The 18,699-nt window shown below is 64.3% G+C and carries 18 protein-coding genes and 1 pseudogene; 10 read left to right on the top strand and 9 right to left on the bottom strand.

The features are described from left to right. Positions 1-65 precede the first annotated feature (65 nt). The 3 genes and pseudogenes from QP165_RS05935 to QP165_RS05925 all read left to right on the top strand — a co-directional run. Positions 66-799 (top strand): annotated as a pseudogene (locus QP165_RS05935) (polysaccharide pyruvyl transferase family protein); the annotation flags it as partial. After that, positions 800-1,063, top strand: coding sequence for a hypothetical protein (locus tag QP165_RS05930; protein WP_333994418.1), 264 nt, complete (start codon positions 800-802; stop codon positions 1,061-1,063). Beyond that, the gene (locus QP165_RS05925; RefSeq protein WP_333994416.1) at positions 1,060-2,361 is read left to right on the top strand and encodes a glycosyltransferase family 4 protein; all 1,302 of its coding nucleotides are present in this window, start codon (positions 1,060-1,062) and stop codon (positions 2,359-2,361) included. Before QP165_RS05930 ends, QP165_RS05925 begins: the two co-directional genes overlap by 4 nt. Here QP165_RS05925 and QP165_RS05920 read toward each other — a convergent pair. The 4 genes from QP165_RS05920 to QP165_RS05905 form a co-directional block, all read right to left on the bottom strand. Next, positions 2,252-2,776 (bottom strand): hypothetical protein, encoded by a 525-nt coding sequence (locus tag QP165_RS05920; RefSeq protein ID WP_333994413.1) that lies wholly within the window; start codon positions 2,774-2,776, stop codon positions 2,252-2,254. The two genes, QP165_RS05925 and QP165_RS05920, sit on opposite strands and share 110 nt — an antisense overlap. Before the next feature lie 72 nt (positions 2,777-2,848). Beyond that, positions 2,849-3,400 carry a polysaccharide biosynthesis/export family protein gene (locus QP165_RS05915; RefSeq protein WP_333994411.1) on the bottom strand — a complete coding sequence of 184 codons (552 nt, stop codon included), beginning with the start codon at positions 3,398-3,400 and terminating at the stop codon, positions 2,849-2,851. A 155-nt stretch (positions 3,401-3,555) separates the two neighbouring features. Beyond that, positions 3,556-4,605: a polysaccharide pyruvyl transferase family protein gene (locus tag QP165_RS05910; protein ID WP_333994409.1), complete on the bottom strand. Its 1,050-nt coding sequence runs from the start codon at positions 4,603-4,605 to the stop codon at positions 3,556-3,558. Then, complete coding sequence (locus QP165_RS05905; RefSeq protein WP_333994408.1) at positions 4,602-5,525, bottom strand: glycosyltransferase; 924 nt, start codon at positions 5,523-5,525, stop codon at positions 4,602-4,604. Before QP165_RS05905 ends, QP165_RS05910 begins: the two co-directional genes overlap by 4 nt. A gap of 398 nt (positions 5,526-5,923) precedes the next feature. On the opposite strand from QP165_RS05905, the gene QP165_RS05900 reads away from it, so the two are divergent. The 4 genes from QP165_RS05900 to QP165_RS05885 all read left to right on the top strand — a co-directional run bounded on the left by QP165_RS05900 (position 5,924) and on the right by QP165_RS05885 (position 12,018). Continuing rightward, a complete protein-coding gene (locus QP165_RS05900) occupies positions 5,924-7,174 on the top strand; it encodes an outer membrane beta-barrel protein (RefSeq protein WP_333994407.1) in 1,251 nt (416 codons plus the stop codon). A gap of 67 nt (positions 7,175-7,241) precedes the next feature. Then, complete coding sequence (locus tag QP165_RS05895) at positions 7,242-9,467, top strand: GumC family protein (RefSeq protein WP_333994405.1); 2,226 nt, start codon at positions 7,242-7,244, stop codon at positions 9,465-9,467. A 77-nt stretch (positions 9,468-9,544) separates the two neighbouring features. Then, complete coding sequence (locus QP165_RS05890; protein WP_333994403.1) at positions 9,545-10,672, top strand: glycosyltransferase; 1,128 nt, start codon at positions 9,545-9,547, stop codon at positions 10,670-10,672. A gap of 542 nt (positions 10,673-11,214) precedes the next feature. Continuing rightward, positions 11,215-12,018, top strand: coding sequence for a glycosyltransferase family 25 protein (locus tag QP165_RS05885; protein WP_333994400.1), 804 nt, complete (start codon positions 11,215-11,217; stop codon positions 12,016-12,018). 11 nt (positions 12,019-12,029) lie between these two features. On the opposite strand, the gene QP165_RS05880 is transcribed toward QP165_RS05885, so the two are convergent. From QP165_RS05880 to QP165_RS05860, 5 genes are all read right to left on the bottom strand, one after another. Then, a complete protein-coding gene (locus tag QP165_RS05880; RefSeq protein WP_333994398.1) occupies positions 12,030-12,275 on the bottom strand; it encodes a hypothetical protein in 246 nt (81 codons plus the stop codon). Between the two features lie 32 nt (positions 12,276-12,307). Then, positions 12,308-13,561 (bottom strand): oligosaccharide flippase family protein, encoded by a 1,254-nt coding sequence (locus QP165_RS05875; protein WP_333994397.1) that lies wholly within the window; start codon positions 13,559-13,561, stop codon positions 12,308-12,310. Beyond that, positions 13,558-13,992, bottom strand: a complete 435-nt coding sequence (locus tag QP165_RS05870; RefSeq protein WP_333994395.1) for a glycosyltransferase — start codon at positions 13,990-13,992, stop codon at positions 13,558-13,560. Before QP165_RS05870 ends, QP165_RS05875 begins: the two co-directional genes overlap by 4 nt. Continuing rightward, entirely contained in the window at positions 13,916-14,374 is a 459-nt protein-coding gene (locus QP165_RS05865) for a hypothetical protein (protein WP_333994393.1), read from the bottom strand. The genes QP165_RS05870 and QP165_RS05865 overlap by 77 nt, the downstream gene beginning before the upstream one ends. A 316-nt stretch (positions 14,375-14,690) precedes the next feature. Beyond that, positions 14,691-15,416 carry a glycosyltransferase family 2 protein gene (locus tag QP165_RS05860; protein ID WP_333994390.1) on the bottom strand — a complete coding sequence of 242 codons (726 nt, stop codon included), beginning with the start codon at positions 15,414-15,416 and terminating at the stop codon, positions 14,691-14,693. 284 nt (positions 15,417-15,700) lie between these two features. Between QP165_RS05860 and QP165_RS05855 the strand changes: the two genes are divergently transcribed. The 3 genes from QP165_RS05855 (at position 15,701) to QP165_RS05845 (ending at position 18,533) form a co-directional block, all read left to right on the top strand. Further along, positions 15,701-16,858 (top strand): glycosyltransferase family 4 protein, encoded by a 1,158-nt coding sequence (locus tag QP165_RS05855; protein ID WP_333994387.1) that lies wholly within the window; start codon positions 15,701-15,703, stop codon positions 16,856-16,858. Positions 16,859-16,989: 131 nt separating this feature from the next. After that, positions 16,990-17,700: a sugar transferase gene (locus QP165_RS05850; RefSeq protein ID WP_333994385.1), complete on the top strand. Its 711-nt coding sequence runs from the start codon at positions 16,990-16,992 to the stop codon at positions 17,698-17,700. Positions 17,701-18,209: 509 nt separating this feature from the next. Beyond that, positions 18,210-18,533 carry a hypothetical protein gene (locus QP165_RS05845; protein ID WP_333994382.1) on the top strand — a complete coding sequence of 108 codons (324 nt, stop codon included), beginning with the start codon at positions 18,210-18,212 and terminating at the stop codon, positions 18,531-18,533. Positions 18,534-18,699: the final 166 nt, after the last annotated feature.

Here is an 18,699-nt window from a genome sequence, read left to right as displayed (position 1 = left end):
CCGGGCGAACCGGCTTCAGCAGCGGGAGCGGGCTTCGCGGCACGGTCCTCAAGACGCTCGAGGGGATGCCCGACTGGGTGCGTCAGCCGATGATGTACGTCGTGCTGAAGACGCTCGTGCGGACACGGCTTCGCAAATTCTATGCCGACAGCCTGGCGGGCGTCGACACGGTCGTGCTTGGCGGCGGCAATCTCCTCGCCGATTCGGATCTCAATTTCCCGATCAAGATCGAGGCGGCGCTTGCCGAAGCGACGCGGCGCGGGCTGCCGGTGGCGGTATTCGGTGTCGGCGTCACGCGGAACTGGACGCGTACCGGCACGCGGCTGTTCGCGCGCGCGTTCTCGCGGGCGAGGCTGATCGACGTGACGGTGCGCGATACGCGATCGCAGGCCGTGTGGAACGACCTGCTCGCAGGCCGGTCGATCCAGCCGGCGGGGCTGGCCTGCGATCCGGGTCTGCTCGCAGCGTCGCGCTATGGCGACTGCACGGCGAGCGATTGCGTGAAGCCCGTCGGGTTCTGCATCACCGATCCGCTATTGCTGCGCTATCACGGCGAAGCCTCGGTGATCGGCAGTGATCTGGCCGGCTGGTATGCCGACGCCATATCGGCACTGGCGAACAGCGGACGCGAGGTGGTGCTGTTCACCAACGGCAGCCCTGAGGATCGTGCGTTTCTCGACACGATCGCGCCGGCGCTCGTCGATCGCGGCAACGGGCGCGTGCGCCGGGCCGAGGACTTCGCGACCCCGGGAGATCTGGTGCGCTTCATCGGGGGTGCGCGCTGGTCGTCGCACACCGCATGCACGCGTGCATCGCCGCCTATGCGCTCGGCATCCCGCCGGTCGGACTGGCATGGGACGTCAAGCTCGACAGCTTCTTCGCGCTGACCGAGCGGAGCGACTATATCTTGACCCCCGCGATCGTCCCCGCGGCGCGCATCGTCGCGTTGGCGGATCATGCCAGAGACGAACCGCTCGATCCCGTGATGCGGGTCACGCTCATCTCACGTGGCCGCGCGGACGTCGAACGTCTGGCGGCGCTGCTCGTCGATGCTGCACGATGACGATCGACCGGATCGTCGTCATCAACGACATTTCCGCGGCGAAGGGCGGTGCGACTGCGCTCGCGCTGCTGTCTGCGCGGCATTTTCGCGCACGGGGGCATGCGGTCACTTACCTGACGGGTGACGCGGGCGACAATGCCGGGCTCCGCGCGCTGGGGGTGGAGATCGCGGCGCTCGGGCACGGACGACTTCTCTCCCGATCGACGCTCGGCGCGCTGTCGACGGGGCTGTATAACCGGGCCGCCAGGGATCATGTCGCGACGTGGATCGCCGCGAACGACACGCCCGGAGCGATCTATCATGTCCATGGCTGGTCGCAGATCCTGTCTCCTGCGCTGTTTGCCGCGCTCAGCCCGGTGATCGACCGCGTGGTTTTGTCGGCGCACGACTTTTTCCTCGCCTGCCCGAATGGGAGCTTTGCATTCCTGCGGTCCGGGCGCGTCTGTCCGCACGTGCCGATGTCGGTCGGTTGCATCACCGCACGATGCGACCGGCGCAGCTATGCGCAGAAATTGTGGCGGGTCGGTCGCCAGGCGATTCTCAACCAGGTCTATGACCGGCACCATTCGCCCCCAATCCTGGCGATCCACGAGACGATGCGGCCATTCCTGATGCGCGCCGGCATTCCCGGGAGCGCGATCGAGACATTGCCCAACCCGGCCGCGCCATGGACGCGCGAGCGCATCCCGGTGGAGCGGAACCGCGAGGTGCTGTTCGTCGGGAGGCTCGAGGAAACCAAGGGGCCGGACCTCGCGGCGGCGGCCTGCAGGGCGGCGGGCGTCCCGCTTCGGCTGATCGGCGACGGTGTCCTTCGCGCCGCGCTCGAACGCGACTATCCCGAGATCATGATCATGGGCCACCAGCCGCCCGACGCGATCGCGCAGCATGCGCGGCAGGCGCGCCTGCTGGTCATGCCGAGCCGCTATCCGGAGCCCTACGGCCTGGTCGCGGCCGAAGCGCTCGGAAGTGGATTGCCCGTGATCGCAGCGGACACCGCGTTCCTGACCGCCGATATCGAGGCGGCGGGAGCGGGGCTGGGGGTGGAGCCGCGCGACACTTGCGCATTTGCCTCCGCGATCCGGCTGATCGCCGAGGATGATCGACGCGCGCGGCGGATGAGCGAGGCGGCGGTCGGACTTGGCGGACGGATCGCGCTGTCGACCGATGCGTGGATCGATCGCCTGCTGCTTATCTATGGCCACCGATTGGCTGCAGTGCGGCGCCCAGCGGGGCATCCGTCCGATGCGGCAGCAACAGCATCTCGACCCTCATCGGTGACGGTCGAGGGTCGGTTATGATCGGGCCGGTTGCGCGCGGACGCCGGCGCCCCGCGCCTGCGATCGGGCTCCAGCCATCATGCAGCGCGAGAGCGCGGAACCGCTGCGCCTTGAGCGGCACGACCACCGTCCCGAGCGTACCCATCGTGACCAGCCACCGCGCGAAGTCGACCGGCGTTCCCTGGAGTGCGGACCCGAATTCCGCGCCGGTCAGGAACAGCACCGCGGTCATCGCAAGATCGCCACTTCGGATATTGGGAAACGCCAGAAGCAGCGTGATCGCCAGCAGGTAACTGCCCGCGGCCGCACGGATCATGTCGGCCGAACCCTGCGCATAGACCAGCGCGATCCCAATCATGATCGGCGCGATCAGGAGCTGGGCGGCACGCTGGATATGGCGTGGCGTAATGAAACGCAGCGGGTGGAGACGAGACATATGCGCAGTGCATAGACATCGCGCCCTAAAAAACGATTAACCCTACCATATGGGTCATCGCGTACTTCCGGATCAGAAATATCGCTCACCAACGCGAATCGTATCGCCGGGTAAAACCGGGACGGCGCTGCCACGGCCATTGACCGAACCTTCCTCGGCAGCGCGGGACCGTCGTATGAATAGTATTGTCGTGTTGGCCCGGGTAGTAAAACCCCCGGCCGTGGCGACCGCCTGTTGTACGGTCATGCCGTTCATGAAGGGATATTGTCCGGGTCGTACCACTTCACCGAGGATATAATAGGGGCGGTAGTTCAGGACCTCGATACTGACCTTGGGATCATTGACGAGATCCCTCCCGAGTCGCGCCTGAAGCGCCGCTGATGCCGCTTCCAGCGTCAGGTTTCTGACGGGAACGAGCCCGACGAGCGGAAAGGCGATCGCGCCGGACCCGGTCACGGTATATTCGCCCGTGAGGTTCGGTTCGTTGTAGACCGTGATCCTGAGCTTGTCGTTTGCATCGAGCACATAGGGTTGGTCGATCGTCCCCAGCTGCGCCTGCGATAACGGCGGCGGGTTGACTGTGCATCCCGTCATCGCTGCTGTCGCCATCGCAATCGTCATCATAACCGATATCGTAGTGCGCATATGAAATCCCCTTGATGGCGATATCTATTGAAGATGCTGGCGGCGTTCCAGTATCTATCGACGCAGATAGCAAATACGGCAAATATTTGTACGGATCTAAGTGTAGTACATACTGTTGGGTTGCTAACTCGTTATTATCGAAAGATTCGCTTCTTGGCGGATCGCAGTCTGGCACCGACGCGTCTTTGTAGATCATAGGACAATGTCTTACGTGCACGGCGCAGGTCCGACGATTCGTGTTGATCGGCGCAGGTTTCGGACCTGCGCCGGGCGGCGGCGAGCGCAACCGTGTCTGCGGCCGCGGCGAGCGTGGCGTCGTGGCTGTCATGCGCCAGCGCGCGCAGCAGGGCGTGCGGCTGCGGCGTGAAGGGTGCGACCTCGAGGATGGGGGCGAGTGGCGGAATCACGATATGCGGCGCGATCGTCGCCCAGATCGATCGTGCGTCCGTCATGTTCGCGGCGAAGACCGCATCGATGCCGATCGAGCGCGCGAAGTCGGACCATTTGAACGGGACATCGAGATGGCCATTGTCCCAGAAGCAGAAGGGGCGGCCATAGGCGGCGGCCACGATCGCGCCGTGCAGCGAGGCGCTAAGGACGAAATCGGCGGAGGCGATCTGATCGAGCAGATCGCGCAACGCCGTCTCCGACGCCGCGATTTCCGGATGCACGAGGCAATCGGCCCCTGACAAAGCGAGCAACGCATCGCGCGACCGGCCGTCCTGGATATGCGGAATGCAGATCGTCTTGCCCGATGTTCGAGGATGCGGCGTCGGGCGGTGGAGGAGCGGCGCGAGCAGCCCTGGATCGCCCATGACCGTATCCGCGGGCAGGTCGAGCGCATCGCGCGACAGCGGTCCGCGAATGCCGAAGAACCGACAATGCGCGCGTGTCTGCTGCGTCAGGCCGGCAGCACTGCGCGCGCCGCAGCACCAATAGGCGATCAGCCCCGCGACATGGCCGTTGGTGCGCGTCAGGTCGCGCCGGACCCAGCGTTCGTCGATGACGCTGCCGACGAGGCGGAACATGTCCGCGTCGATCCGCGGGTAGGCGAGCAATTCCTTGCAGAACAGCTCGGGTAGATAGTCGCCGAAATTCTGCGTCGGCGCGAACTTGATGAAATAGTCGATGCGGTCATCGAGCTCGGCAAAGCCATCGCCCACCCATCTCTGTCGATCGATCATGCGGTTTCACTCATCATGGTCTGCCAGTCGTTGCGAAATCTTGCGGGGGTGAACCGGTCCAGCGATGCGCGCAGCCGGTTTTGCCGGGTCTCGCGTTCGGGGGGCGTCAGCGATGCCAGCGCGATCATCTGGGCCGAGATCTGTTCGATATCGTGCGGGTCCGCGACGAGCGCGCCGTCGCCGGCGACTTCGCACAGGACACCGCCAGCCGAGACGAGTGGCACGAGACCCCGCGCGATCGCCTCGGCGACCGGAACGCCAAAACCTTCGAGCAGGCTCATAAGCACGAACCCCGACGCGGTATCGTACAGCCAGGCGAGCTGCGCATCGGTCACATAGGGCAGCAGGGTGACTCCCGGTGTCGCCCGGGCGGCGTCGTCGACCGCGTCGCTACCGGGTTCGCGGGCGCCGCAGAGGACATAGCCTATACCCTGCGCCCAGAGCCCGGACTTCGCATAGGCGGCGATCGACGATGCCTGATTCTTGCGTCGCCCGATGCTGCCGACGGTGAGCAGGAAGGGGGTATCGATCTCGCGGACGGGCGAACCCTGCACCGTATCGAGATCGCGCCGCAGCGGCGGGTAGATGACGCGTCCATCGGCCGGCGCGTCGTAATGGCGTGCGAAGGCATCGGCGGATGCGTTGCTGACGAACACCATCCGGCAGCCCCGCGCGGCGATTCGGGCATAAGCGTGCGCGTAGAGCGCGGCGACCTCGCCCCCGAACAGGTCGGGATGCGTGATCGGGCCGAGATCATGACACAGCACGGCGTCGCGGCGTTCCAGCCTGGCATGAAGGACCGTGAACGGGTCGAGGTGCAGCATGCGTTCGCTGGGGCGAAACGCCGGGATGAGTGTGGATAGCGGCGACGCCTGCAAAGCCTGGTCGACGGTGATCGCGCGGCCAAGGCACCTGGCCATCACGCCGGTCGGGTGGCGGCTCCGGGGCAGGCGCCAATAATATATTTTCTCGATGGCGAGTGCCTGATCGCAAATAATATCGCGTCCTATGAAAAACTTACCCGTCCGGTTGTACAGTGCGGATGAAAAATCAACCGACCATTTGTCCATCGCCGAAGGCTCCCACGATACTGCCACGCAATCAAGATAACAGTGTTGTGACTGATTTGGACAGCACTTAATATTTCGTACAATATGCCAATCAATAGCGTAGCTTCGCTCATGTTGTCTTGATCAACTGCAAATGACTGCTTGCACGGATCGATGGTTAAGGCCACGAAAGGCAGGGGTGCGGGGGTTAGACTTTGAATGTGATGCTGGTATCGCAACGGGGTGGGTCGATCACTGTCCCTGTCATATTGAAGGCATGTGCGGTTGCCTTTGCAGGGTTGCCAGCACTCGCGTTCGCGCAGGCTGTGCCGTCGCAGACGGGGCTTGGATCGCGACAGGCGTCAGTCGCCGCGCGCGTCGCGTCCGGATACGAGGCGATCGGCATCGATGTCGGCGGCTTCACGCTATTCCCGACGACGACGATCAACACGGGGTATGACACCAATATCTATGCAAGTTCGCGCATTGAGGTGGCGGATGCGTTCGTAACGCTGGCGCCGCGGATGGCCGCGCGATCGCAATGGGGACGACATCGCCTGTCGATCGTCGCCGACGCCAACATCCAGCGTTATGCCGAGCGGACGATCGCAAACAGCACGCAATATGGCGCACAGGCCGACGGGCTGCTCGACATCGGCAGCCAGACGCAGGTCACGCTCCGTGGGACGATAGCGCAACGGATCGAGCCACGCGGGACGGAGGGCGACACCTTTATCGGTGGCGCGCCGATCGGCTATCGGGTGATCACCTCCTATGCGAGCCTGCAGCAGCAGCTCGGCGCGGTCGGACTTCAGGTCGGCGGCAATTACAGCGTCTTCCGGTACGGCAGGACCCGCGTCGCCAACCAGATCGCCGACCTGTCGTTTCGCGACTTCCGGTCCGTCGGTCTGGACGGCCGGATCGGCTACCACGTCTCGGCGAGCGTCGCGCCCTATGTGAGCATATCGTACAACAAGGCCAGCTACCCCGAATCGTCGCGAACGATCGATCGCGACTCGCACGGCTATCAGCTTCTCGGCGGCGTTGCGGTCGAGCTGACCTCGCTGCTCGTCGGGCAGGTCGGCATCGGGTACATCTCGCAGAAGTTCGGCAACGCGGTGTTCAGCGATGTCGGCGGGTTCAATTATCGCGGTTCGCTCGTCTGGACCCCGACAACGCTCTCGACGGTGACGCTGCAGGCCAATCGTTCGCTGCAACGCGGGCCGACGATCGGCGTGGCCGGCGTCATTCAGAGCGAGGTGCGCGTCGGCGTCGATCATGAACTGCTGCGCAATCTGATCCTGCACGCCGATGTCGGATATTTCGACGTCGGCTATCGCGGCATCGATCGTAGCGACAACCGCCTGAATGGCGGCGTCTCGGCCCGCTACGCGCTGAACCGCAATCTGTCGATCACGCTGTCCGAGGCATATTCGCGTCAACGCCCCGGAGGGGCTTCGATCACGGGGCGATCCTATGATCGACATCAGCTCAATGCCGGCGTGGCGATCCAATTGTGACGCCCGGCACGCACGACGAACGCCGCGATGGCCGCAGGCATGCCGAACATCAAGAAGGGGGTGACACGTGGTTGCGCTGATCAAAAGCTTTCAGGGGGACGACAATGGAGGCGCGATCATGCCTTATGTCGCACCGACCCCACCGCGGTCGCAGACGGATCGGATCGATCTGCGTGCGCTCGCGGCGATCTTTCGTCGTCGGGTCGGGATCTTCCTGACCGTGCTGGTCGCGGTGATCGTCACCGCGCTGGTGCTGACGACCTTGCAGGTGCCGCGATATACCGCGACCGCCTCGATCGCGCTCGACGTCAAGCAGGACCAGATCACCCCGGTGGGACAGACCGATCGCTCGCTCCCCTCGACCGTGCCGAGCGACGCGTATGTCGATACGCAGATCTCGGTGATCGGATCGCAGACGATGGCGATGAAGGTCGTCGATCGCCTTGGCCTGGATCATCGGCGGCAGTTCACGCGCCGCGAACCGGCAACCGGCCTCCGCGGCTGGTTGACCCCCGGTGCGGGCGGGCCGATCGAGCCGGCGGTGGCGCGAGCTTCCGCGCTTCGGTACCTGCTCGGCAACGTGACGGGCCGACGCGTCGGCGAGACCTATGCGCTCGATATCGTAGCCGAAAGTGAGGATCCACGCGAAGCCGCAGACATCGCGAACGCCTATGCGATCGAGTATACGCAGGGCGCGCTGCGCGAACACCGCGCCGCCAACGAGCGCAATCTGAGATTCCTCTCGGGGCGCCTGCGCGAGGTTCAGGCTGATGCGCAGGCCGCGACGAATGCGGTCCAGCGCTATCGCAATAGCAATGGCCTGCTGACATCGACCACCGCGTCGCTCAACGAGCAGGAAATTTCGAGCTACAACCAGGCGGTGGCGTCGGCGCAGGCGCAGTCCGCGGAGGACGAGGCGCGGCTGGCGACGGCACGCACGCAGCTTCGCGGCGGCTCGACGGGTGGGGATATCGGCGAAGCCTTGGGGTCCCCCGTCATCAGCAACATGCGCGGCACGCAGAGCGCCACCGCGAAGCGTCTCGCCGAACTGACGACGCGATATGGATCGGCGCACCCCGAAGTCCGGCAGGCGCGCAGCCAGCTTGCCGAGGTCAACGGGCAGATCCAGGCCGAGATCGGGCGGATCATCTCGAACCTCGATGCAAAGCGCCGGGTATCCGCGCAGCGTCTGTCCTCGCTTCGGTCGTCGCTCGGATCGGCGCAGGGCGGGCTTGCGGTCCGCAACGAGGCGCTTCCCGGTCTGAACGACCTCGAGAAGCGTGCGGCGACATCGGAGGCGCTCTACGAGAGTTATCTCAACCGGTACAAGGAGCTGAGTGCACGCGAGGGGACCGAGCAAGCCGATGCGAGCGTGCTTACCCCGGCGCTTACTCCGACGCGGGCGAGCAGCCCGAACGTGCTTCTCAACCTGATCCTCGGGATCGTGCTTGGGATCGGCCTCGGGATCGCGGTCGCGTTTGTCACCGAGATGGGGTTCGCCGGAATCACCACGGGTGACGACATCGAGCAGCGTCTCGGCGTCCGCTATCTCGGCTCGATCCCGTTGCTCGGATCGGTCATGCGCCGCGGCAAGCAGCCGCCGGTGATGGCGATCCTGAACGACCCGCGGTCCGCGTTCGCCGAATCGTTCCGGTCGCTGCGTGCGTCGCTGCAGTTCGCGCAGGCGGGGCCGGCGCGGGTCATCGCGGTCGCCTCTGCGCTGCCCCAGGAAGGCAAGACGACCACGGCGATCTGCCTTGGCCGTTCGATGGCGATGGCGGGGGAGCGCGTCGTGCTCGTCGACTGCGATCTGCGGCAGCATGGGGTCAGCCGTTTCCTGCGCCGGGAGCACGATGCGCCCGGCCTGACGGAGGTCCTGCGCGGCGAGGCGACGCTCGAACAGGCGATCATCGTCGACGAATCGACGTCGATGGCCGTCCTGCCGGTCTCGACGCGGGGCGATCTCGATGCCGAACTGGTGACGGGCGAGCAGATGGACCGGCTGCTCGACGATCTGCGTTCGCTGTACGACGTGATCGTGATCGATACCGCGCCGGTGTTGCCGATTGCCGACGCGCGTCTGGTGCTCGGCAAGGCGGACACGACGGTGTTCGTGGTCCGCTGGCGCAAGACCCCGGATCACGCGATCCGTGCCGCATTTCGCATGCTGCCCGCCAGCCACGTCGCGCTCGCCGGTGTCGTGCTGACGCGTGTCGACATGCGGAAGCAGGCGCGCTTCGGCTATGGCGACGAGACCTTCTATTACCCGGCGTACAAGAATTATTATGCATGACGCGTGGCGCGTGGCGCGTGGCGCGTGCCCGGGACGGGGGACGGGGGCGGGACGGGGGCGGGGTTATCGAACATTCGATGATCCCGCCACCGATCGCGTCAGCGCGCCGCGGCGCCGGTCCGCTACGCGTTGCGATCATCCATTACTGGCTGGTGACGATGCGGGGTGGCGAGCGGGTGGTCGAGCGCCTGCTGCATCTGTTTCCCGACGCGGATATCTTCACGCACGTCTACGATCCCTTGGCGGTATCCGACATCATCCGGGCCCGTCCGGTAAAGACCAGCTTCATCCAGAAGCTGCCGGGCGCGCGGCGGCATTATCAGAAATATCTGCCGTTGATGCCGATGGCGCTCGAGGAGTTCGACCTGCGCGGGTACGACCTTGTCATCAGCAGCGAATCCGGGCCGGCAAAGGGCGTGATCGCCGCGCCGGATGCGCTGCACCTTTGCTACGTCCATTCGCCGATGCGGTACCTGTGGGACCATTATCACGACTATCGCGATGCCGCCGGACTGGTCAATCGGCTGGCGATGCCGTGGCTGTTCCACCGGTTGCGGACATGGGACACGGCATCGGCGGCGCGCGTCGACACGTTCGTCGCGAATTCGGAGTTCATTGCAAAGCGGATCGAGCGCGCATGGCGGCGGCCATCGACCATCGTCTATCCTCCCGTCGCGACCAGCCTGTTCCACAAGGCGGACGTGATCGAGCCGCATTATCTGTGGGTCGGTCAGATGACGCCGTACAAGCGGGCAGATCTCGCGGTCGATGCGTTCAACGCGCTTGGCCTGCCGCTGCTGATGGTGGGCACGGGCGAGATGGCGGACGCACTGCGCAAGCGGGCAGGGCCGACGATCCGGATCGTGCCGCGGATGAGCTTTGCGGACCTCAAACAGGCCTATGCGACGTCGCGCGCGTTGATTTTCACGCCGGAGGAGGATTTCGGGATCGTGCCCGTCGAGGTGATGGCGTCGGGACGGCCGGTGCTCGCCTATGCGCGGGGCGGCGCGCTGTCGACGGTGCGCGCTGGCGTGTCGGGGCTGTTCTTCGCGGAGCAGACCGTCGAGTCGCTGATCGAAGGTGTCGAGGCGATGGAGCGGTTTCTGCCCGAATTCGATCCCGACGCGGCGATGGCGCATGCCGAGCGTTTCGCACCCGAGCGGTTCGATCGCGGAATCCGCGATGCGATCGCGGCATGCTGGTGATGCGGCCCGTCCGTCGGGTAGCGCACGCGTGCTGAGCGAGCATCGGAACACCGTCGCGTCGTTCGCGCGGGCGCGTGGAGCCGGGCCGTCGTGGTCGCGGCTGCTACACGCGCCGCCGTCGGGGGCGTCGCCGTTATCGCCGCCCGTGCTCTGTGCCGGCACTCGTTCGACGGATCCGAGCGCGCCAGCCGCTGCCGCGGGCGCTGGTCCGCTTCGTTTCGGTAGGCATGCCGCCACTCGCGTCCTCCAGTTTTTTCTGGTCCGCTATGGTGTCTGGGACGCCTCGGACCAAAGTCGGTTTGGCGGCCGAGCGGCGATCCATGTATTCTGCGGCGGCGTCATGACTGGCGATGGCCCGTCCGAGATCGGTGCGGACCCCAGTCCAGTGGAAGGGGCAGGCGGCGACACGATCGCGCACGGCGCCGCGGCATGGTCGCATCGTGTCGCGCGTCCAGTCTTCGCATGCGGATCCTCAAGAGCGGCGCGCGTGCGGAACCGCGGTGCCCCGGACCATTCGGGTTGCGGATTGGAATGAGGTCGTCATGAAATGCTATTGCATCAACCTCGACCGTGACGTGGATCGGCGCGCCTGGGTCGAGGCGCAGGCGAGCGCAGCGGGGCTCGTCCTGACCCGCGTGCCCGCGGTACTGGGCAGCACGCTCGGCGCCGAAGAGCTCGCGCGCCACCGCGCGGCCACGGATCACGCAGGGGCCATCGCGCTGAAGGACTTGTCGCCCAACGACCTCGCGCCGCATGACCTGTCCCCGGGTGAAGTCGGCTGCCTGCTCAGCCATGTCCGTGCGCTTCGGCTGTTCGTCGAGAGTGACGAGCCACATGCGCTCATCATCGAGGACGACGTGCATATCGCGCTGGACGCCCGTAAATTGCTCGACGACCTAGCCGCAGAGCATCTGCCGGCGTTCGATTTTATCAAGCTCGAGGCGACGCCGATGCGGACGTTCGTCTCGCGGGCCTATCGTCGGCTTCCCGGTGAGCGGCGGTTACATGATCTCTTGTCGTTCAATCTCGGAACCGCGGCGTATCTGGTGAAGCGATCGACCGCGATCGAGTTGATCGAGCGCCTCGAAAGCTCGATGATGCCCTGCGACTATGCGCTATGTTCGCCGGAGACGAACGGCCTGAAGATCGGGCAACTGCAACCCGCGCCATTTATCCAGGACAATTTCAAGCATGGGGTAACGACGCTGCGGAGTTCGATCGGTGAACGGCCGTCGCATCGCCGCCGGAAGCATCGACTGCTCTGGGCCAAGGCCTTGGCAAACCAGCTCTACAATATCGTCCAGATTCCGCGGGGGCGGCAGCGGATCCGGATTGTCTGGCGGTAACGCCGGACATCTTACGCGGGTGACGACCGTATGGCGGGCTCGCCTATCATCGCGGGTGCACCGGTCGTGACGCCGGATTCGGTGTTGGTCGCGGTATTGGTTTCGGCCGGGGCATGGCTCAGCGAATGCAATGCATTCAGGACCTGGCGGCGCAACAGGGCGATGCTCATCGCCCAGCCTCCGGCGCCGAGGGTGATGACGATGACGAGCTGCGCGATCGCGTCGCTGGCGACATGTGCGGCGATCATGTCACCCATGACCGCAGCGATGACCGTCGCGCACAGCGGTATCACCATGACCGCCGCGGCGGTTCGCAGCTGGCGCGATCCGAAACCACCCTGCCTCGCTGCGAAATACACCAGCCCCCTCCCGACACGACGGACGAGCAGGCGGCGGCGGTTGCGGCGCCGATAACGCCCATAAGGGGAGCGAACAGTAATGTCAGGCCTGCACTGGCGATCGCGGTCACGATCTGGATGATCAGCACAAGTCGTTGACGATCATAGACGAACAGCGAGGTACCGGCGAAGATCGTGAAGAATCCCCCCATTCGCGCCATGCACAGGATCGAGATCACCGGGCCCGCAGCGGTCCATTGTTCGCCAAGCGCGATCGGAGCGAGCCGGTTCGCGACGATCGCCATGCCGGCGAGTGCGGGCCAGCCGAACAGCGCGATACCCGACAGCATGGTCAGCCACTGGCCATCCGCGGGGTTGCCCGCGGCATATCGGCGCGACAGGCCGGCCATCGACATGATCGCTGCCGGCTGCGCGAATATGTCCGACGCTGCCCCGACGATCCGGCTGCCTGCCCGGTACACGCCCGTCGAGGCCGGCGAAAGAATGGCGCCGAGGATCAGGTCGCCGCTGTAATTGTTGGTGAAGGACAGGATGACCGAGCCATAGCGGCTGATCGACCACCGTACGACCGTCGCCAGATGATGCGGGTCGACACGCCGGAGCCTTGGCAGGGTCAGCATGCACCAGTAGCCGATCGTCAGCAGCACGGCGCGGACGTAGTTCTGCACGATCAGCGCGATCAGGCCATATCCCCTGACGAGCATGACGACCGCCAGCCCGGAACTGACCAGTTCGACGCCGGTCGTGATGGCATAATATGTGCGGATGTTGCCCTGTCGCAGGAGCTGCGACTCTTCCCAGCTGGCGACGGCTGCAATGAGGATGGACGGCGCGAGCATCAGCAGCACGGGTTCTACCGCGGGCGATCGGAAGATCAGCGGCGACAGAAATGCGATGCACGCCAGCACGATCGTCGACGCGGCAGCGAGTAGCGCATTGGCGACGAGACATTCGAGCGCGGACTTTTCGAGATCGGGCGCCTTCATGAGATATTCGAACGGCCCGGCATACAGCAGCGTTCGCGCCAGCGTCACGAACGCGGTGGCCAGCGCGAAGACCCCGAAATCGGCCGGGTTCAGATAGCGGGTCGCGACCAGCGTCACCCCGATCAGGACGATCTGGCTGCTGGCACGCGACGTCATCGCGATCAGCGTCGCGATGGCACCCTGACGGCCCTTGCTCATGCGATTGTCTCAACCTCTACGGGGGCGGGGTTGGCGTCCTCGTCGCCGGGCACGGATGCCCGCTCGAGAATGGCTGCAAGCAGCTGCTCGCCCGCCGCCCGCCAACGATACCGTGCCGCGAGCGCGCGGCCGGCAGCGATCTTTTCCGCGCGCAGCTCGGGATCGGCGAGACGGGAGAGCGCCTCTCGCCAGCTCGCGGGATCGTCGACATCGGCATAGAGGACCGCATCGCGACACACCTCCGGAAGCGCGCCCGCGGGCGTCACGATCGCAGGACAGCCGCACAGCATCGCCTCGACCGGGGGCAGGCCGAACCCCTCGGTCCGCGACGGGAACAGCAGCGCATACGCCCCTTCATAGAATGCACGCAGCGCCGCATCGTCGCACGCGCCGGCAAACACCGTGCCGGGGGCGGGGGAGACCTGCGGCATGCAGCGCCTGCCGATCGGGGCCTATGACGACGAGGCGCAGGCCGCGGACGTCGGTCGCCAGCGCGTCGAACACGACACGGTTGTTCTTGTAGGCCTTTGCGCTGCCGAAGAGCAGGACGTAGCGCAGGGGCTGGATGCCGAGCTTCGACAGCGCATCGCTCGACGCGGCGATGTCGTGGATATGGTCGCCGCCATTGTGCATCCGTCGCGTGCGGGCCCGGGCCGACACGCCGAGCAGGTCGAGCATCTGACGCGAATAGTCGGACACCGTCAGGACGATCGCACTCGATCGCGCCATCCGCGGCACGAGTAGCCGATAGCCGAACCGCTGACGCCATGGATAGGAGCTGTCGGGAAACAGGAACTGGGCATCGTGCAGCAACAGGATCTTGTCGGGATGCGAGAGGGGGCGAGATTGGCGAGGTTCACGAGCACGCCGCCCCGGGCCAGACGCGGCAGGACGCGCTGCTCCCAGCGCTGGCCGAGCGCACCTGGCTGTTCCGCCACCGTGATCGCGCGGAGCGTGGGCTGCCATCGCCGCTTCTCGGGTATGAACAGGACCGCCTCAGGCCGCGTATCGATCGGCATTTCCCACAGCAGCGTATCGACTTCGCGGATCAGCCGGTCGGCAACGCGGTGAACGCCGTTCAGAGCGCCGGCGTAGAATTTGCCGTTGAAGTAGACAGCGCGCAAGTCGGTCACATCTGCTCGATGCGGCGCGGATCGACGCGGCCACGGATGACGTCGATCAACGCCAGCGCATTGCCGATCAGCCGCCCGCGCCGATCGATCAGCGGTTCCGGACGAAAGCTCCGGATCAGGTTGGCGGCGATGTTCTTGCGTAACAAAAGGCCGCCCAGGCCCGGCTGCATCGTGCCCTTTCGCCTGAGATAGACGATATTCGCGACCTGCGAATAGCCGAGTTTGCGCCCCGATGTGCGTCCGCCCTTTGCCCCCATGTGCACGCCCGTGACTTGCCCTGTCGAGATCAGGCGGCCGCGGCGACCGAGTTGATAGGTATAGTCGATATCCTCCTGCCACCCATAAAGCGGGAGCGCCTCGTCGAACCGCAGATCCACCGCGGCGCGCATCCGGATCGCCATATTGCATCCGTATAACGCCTCCCGCGTCTTGATCCGCGCGGGCAGCGACGCGGCGTCACGCGCGATCAGCATCTCGGCCTCGTCGACGGTGTAGCCTGGACCGCCGATCCCGTCCGCAACGAGGTCGCCCGTGATGCCGACGACGTCGGGATGCGCCATGAACAGCCGTTCGACGGATTCGAGATAATCATCCGCGGGGATGAAGTCGTCGTCGAAGAAGACGATGATATCGGCGTCGTGCCGGAGCAGGTCGAGCGCGCGGTTGCGTTGTCGACATAGCCCGCGTTCGGCAAATGCGATCCGCGGGGGTGAGGATCGCATCGACCCCGTCGACGTCGGTCGGAGACACCGACACAACGAGCACGCCGTCGGCCTGCCGTGTCTGACGCGCGAGACGCGCGACCGTCGATGCGACGAGCGCCGGTCGCCCGACTGTCGCGATCGCTACATGTATCGCGAGCATTCGATGAAACCTCCCGAGATCGGCAATCATCATCTAGAGTATCTATGCATTAGATGGCAATGCTATGCTGCAGAGTGGTAAATAAATATTGGAACAATATGACGTATAGACCATGCTCTATCCCGAAATATAGCTGAATCCCATGGACAATTCAGTCGCGCAAATTGTAATTAATGGCAGGTTTCTGACCCAGCCGACAACCGGAGTACAGCGCGTTGCCCGTGAAGTGACGCGGGAGCTCGATCATCTTGTTTCGGAAGGTAAAGTTGCACTGAGGCTGCGGCTGGTGTGCGAGCCGCGTGCCGATGTGTCGGATCTCGACTTGCGTGTGACGCAGGTGGACCGTGTCGGTGGTGCGACGGGCCATGTCTGGGAGCAGGTGCTGTTGCCGTTGAGCCTGCGCGGTGCGCGGCTGCTGTGCCTCGGCAACACGGCCCCGGTCGTAACGCTGTTTACCCGGCGGCGCGTCGTGTTGATGCTGCACGACCTGTCGTATCGCCTGTACCCGGAGGCTTATACGTGGCGGTACCGGCTGGTTCATGGCCTGATGCTGCCAATCCTGCTTCGTCGGGCGGCGCCGATCATGACCGTTTCGGAAACCGAAAAGGCGATGCTCGCGACGATCGCGCCGAGCTCGGCAAAGAATATCAAGGTTGCCCAGAATGGCGGCTGGCGCGACGATGGCGGCCTGGTCGTGGCCGGCGCGCGGTCCCACGGTGCGACGCCTGACGTCTCTGTGGCCGCCATCGACAGTCCCGAGGTTTCGCGCGATCAGGCGGGCTATGTCCTCTATGTGGGGTCGTTTTCGCAGCGCAAGAATTGGGATGGCGTGTTGCGGGCCGCGATCCGCTTGGCGCGCGAGGATAATGTCGCGACAATCCTGGTCGGTTCGCGCGGAAGGTATCTTGCGCCGGGGGGCGTAGAGATTCCCTGCGACGTGGCCGGGCTCGTCCATCTCAGGGGGCAGGTCGAGGATCTTGCCGAGCTTGGCCGTCTCTACGCGAATGCAGCCTGTCTGCTCTTTCCGTCCTTTTACGAAGCGTCTCCGCTGCCGCCACTCGAAGCCATGCATTTCGGCTGCCCCGTGATCGGGTCCAGCATCCCCGCGATTCGGGAGCGCTGCGCAGATGCAGCCGATTATTGCGATCCCTTTGATATCAACGACATCGTCGCTTCCGTCCGACGGGTGATGAATAATCCCGCCTATTCGAGACAACTCGTCGAGGCCGGGTACGAACGCTGCCGGCTCTATTCATGGCGGACTCAAGTGCAAAAACTGGTCGATGCCATCCTCGAGTGATGTCTTGGTAATTCAAATACATCGGTAATATTTGTATTAAAAGAACTGACAAATACATCATTAATGGTGCAGATTCAGACTCGATATAGTAAAATGACGTAGTAATAAAATGCCGACAGAACTATTGTGCGATGCACAAGCATTGTAGTCGGGGGAAGAGCGCGATGTATCATCCGGCAGCGTTGAAGCCATCAAGTGCGATGCCGCCGGTGAAAATATTCGGTATGACATCGCGATATGGCGCCGCTCGACTCTTTGACATATCGGTCGCGCTGACGGCGTTGCTGTTCTTCAGTCCATTGATGATATTGATCGCGATTACGATCTACGTGCGTGATCCGGGCCCGATCCTCTTCGCGCAGCGCCGGATCGGCCATCGTGGCCGCAAATTCGGATGCTTCAAATTCAGATCGATGGTCGTCGATGCAGAGGCGCGGCTTGCCGAGCTGCTGGCGTCCGATCCGGCCGCGCAAGCGGAGTGGAATCGCGACCATAAGCTGCGCGACGATCCGCGCATCACGCTGATTGGCAGCGTGCTGCGCAAGAGCAGCCTCGACGAGCTGCCACAGCTGTTGAATGTCCTGCGCGGCGACATGAGCATCGTCGGGCCGCGGCCGATCGTCGATGCCGAAGTTACGCGGTACGGGCGATACTTCGCCCATTATTGCTACGTCAGGCCGGGCATCACGGGTTTGTGGCAGGTCAGCGGGCGCAACGACGTGTCCTATCGGCGGAGAGTCGCGTTCGATGTCATGTATTCGCGCCGGCGATCGATGATATTGGACATCAGGATCATTGCGATGACGGTGCCCAGCGTCCTGCTTGCACGCGGCTCATATTGATCACCGAAATCTCGGTCGCCTGAGCCCCGCAGGCGCGGCGCGTCGACCGGAGCGAGCGGCGTCGCGGTCTTTCCCGTCCTGGTCTCGCGAAGGCTGAGATCCGGACGCGAGGCGCGCGATATGGCTCATTCTGCCACACTCTGCCGCTGCGTGCGTGACCGTGGTCGGGATAAGTGCCGCCCCTCGAGCGGACCGCTGGTCCCGGTATAGGCGGTCGGCAATACATCGTGGCTCGAACTGCCCGATCTATTCAATACATACAATGCTTGCCAATATTTGGCGGAAAATGTAAAGAACTCATCAATCGACAGGACTTGTTAACGGGCGATCATTAGCTGTGTCCTGGCAGGAGGATTGATGTCGATATTGGCTACCATCGAACTCATCGGCCAGCCCGCGGCCGTGCGGGTCGGGCATGGCAATCGACACGACGCGCGTGCGATCGGTTCGGCCGGGGGCGGGAACGGCTTGGTGCGCGACGTCATGGTCCATGACGTCTCGACGACCGGATGCCGTTTGACGGGGCTCGCGATGGATGTCGGCACCAGTTTCAGGCTTGGCCTGACGGGGGAGGCGTCGCGCAAGGGCATGTCGTCCACGCCGCGGAGGAGGGATATGGATGTGCCTTCTCGCCCGAACTGTCCGAGGCCGACTTCGCCAGATCGTTCGATCCCCGTCCAGCGGTCACCGCGTTGCAGACATCTCCGGCTGGTCGCGAGGCCTTGGCGGAGCCGGCACCGGAGCGCTGGCCAGCGCCGGTGCGTCTCGTGACGCTGATTGGCTCGGCCGTCGCGGCCTGGGGTGTCGCCTTGACGCTGTACCGGCTGCTGTAAGGCAAGTTACGCTCTGGGTATCGAGGCTATATCACACTGGTTGTCGTTTAATTCCCTGCTATCAAAACAAGTCTTTGATTAAGGGTTATAATATAGTCATGCTCTGCATCGGGTTGAGATGATCGCCTATTGGACCCGTTCTGATTTTGATCGATATAAGCACAAA

The sequence above is a fragment of the Sphingomonas sp. 22R3R2A-7 genome (assembly GCF_036856055.1).
Lineage (GTDB): Bacteria > Pseudomonadota > Alphaproteobacteria > Sphingomonadales > Sphingomonadaceae > Sphingomonas.
The sequence above is the reverse complement of the archived record's forward strand: the minus strand, read 5'-3'. Positions and strand labels throughout refer to the sequence as shown.

Coding starts and splice junctions, on each gene's coding strand:
- QP165_RS05930 (WP_333994418.1), top strand. CDS start 800: ATGCACGCGTGCATCGCCGCCTATGCGCTCGGCATCCCGCCGGTCGGA.
- QP165_RS05925 (WP_333994416.1), top strand. CDS start 1,060: ATGACGATCGACCGGATCGTCGTCATCAACGACATTTCCGCGGCGAAG.
- QP165_RS05920 (WP_333994413.1), bottom strand. CDS start 2,776: ATGTCTCGTCTCCACCCGCTGCGTTTCATTACGCCACGCCATATCCAG.
- QP165_RS05915 (WP_333994411.1), bottom strand. CDS start 3,400: ATGATGACGATTGCGATGGCGACAGCAGCGATGACGGGATGCACAGTC.
- QP165_RS05910 (WP_333994409.1), bottom strand. CDS start 4,605: ATGATCGATCGACAGAGATGGGTGGGCGATGGCTTTGCCGAGCTCGAT.
- QP165_RS05905 (WP_333994408.1), bottom strand. CDS start 5,525: ATGGCCAGGTGCCTTGGCCGCGCGATCACCGTCGACCAGGCTTTGCAG.
- QP165_RS05890 (WP_333994403.1), top strand. CDS start 9,545: ATGATCCCGCCACCGATCGCGTCAGCGCGCCGCGGCGCCGGTCCGCTA.
- QP165_RS05885 (WP_333994400.1), top strand. CDS start 11,215: ATGAAATGCTATTGCATCAACCTCGACCGTGACGTGGATCGGCGCGCC.
- QP165_RS05880 (WP_333994398.1), bottom strand. CDS start 12,275: ATGGGTGACATGATCGCCGCACATGTCGCCAGCGACGCGATCGCGCAG.
- QP165_RS05875 (WP_333994397.1), bottom strand. CDS start 13,561: ATGAGCAAGGGCCGTCAGGGTGCCATCGCGACGCTGATCGCGATGACG.
- QP165_RS05870 (WP_333994395.1), bottom strand. CDS start 13,992: ATGCCGCAGGTCTCCCCCGCCCCCGGCACGGTGTTTGCCGGCGCGTGC.
- QP165_RS05860 (WP_333994390.1), bottom strand. CDS start 15,416: ATGCGATCCTCACCCCCGCGGATCGCATTTGCCGAACGCGGGCTATGT.
- QP165_RS05855 (WP_333994387.1), top strand. CDS start 15,701: ATGGACAATTCAGTCGCGCAAATTGTAATTAATGGCAGGTTTCTGACC.
- QP165_RS05850 (WP_333994385.1), top strand. CDS start 16,990: ATGCACAAGCATTGTAGTCGGGGGAAGAGCGCGATGTATCATCCGGCA.
- QP165_RS05845 (WP_333994382.1), top strand. CDS start 18,210: ATGCCGTTTGACGGGGCTCGCGATGGATGTCGGCACCAGTTTCAGGCT.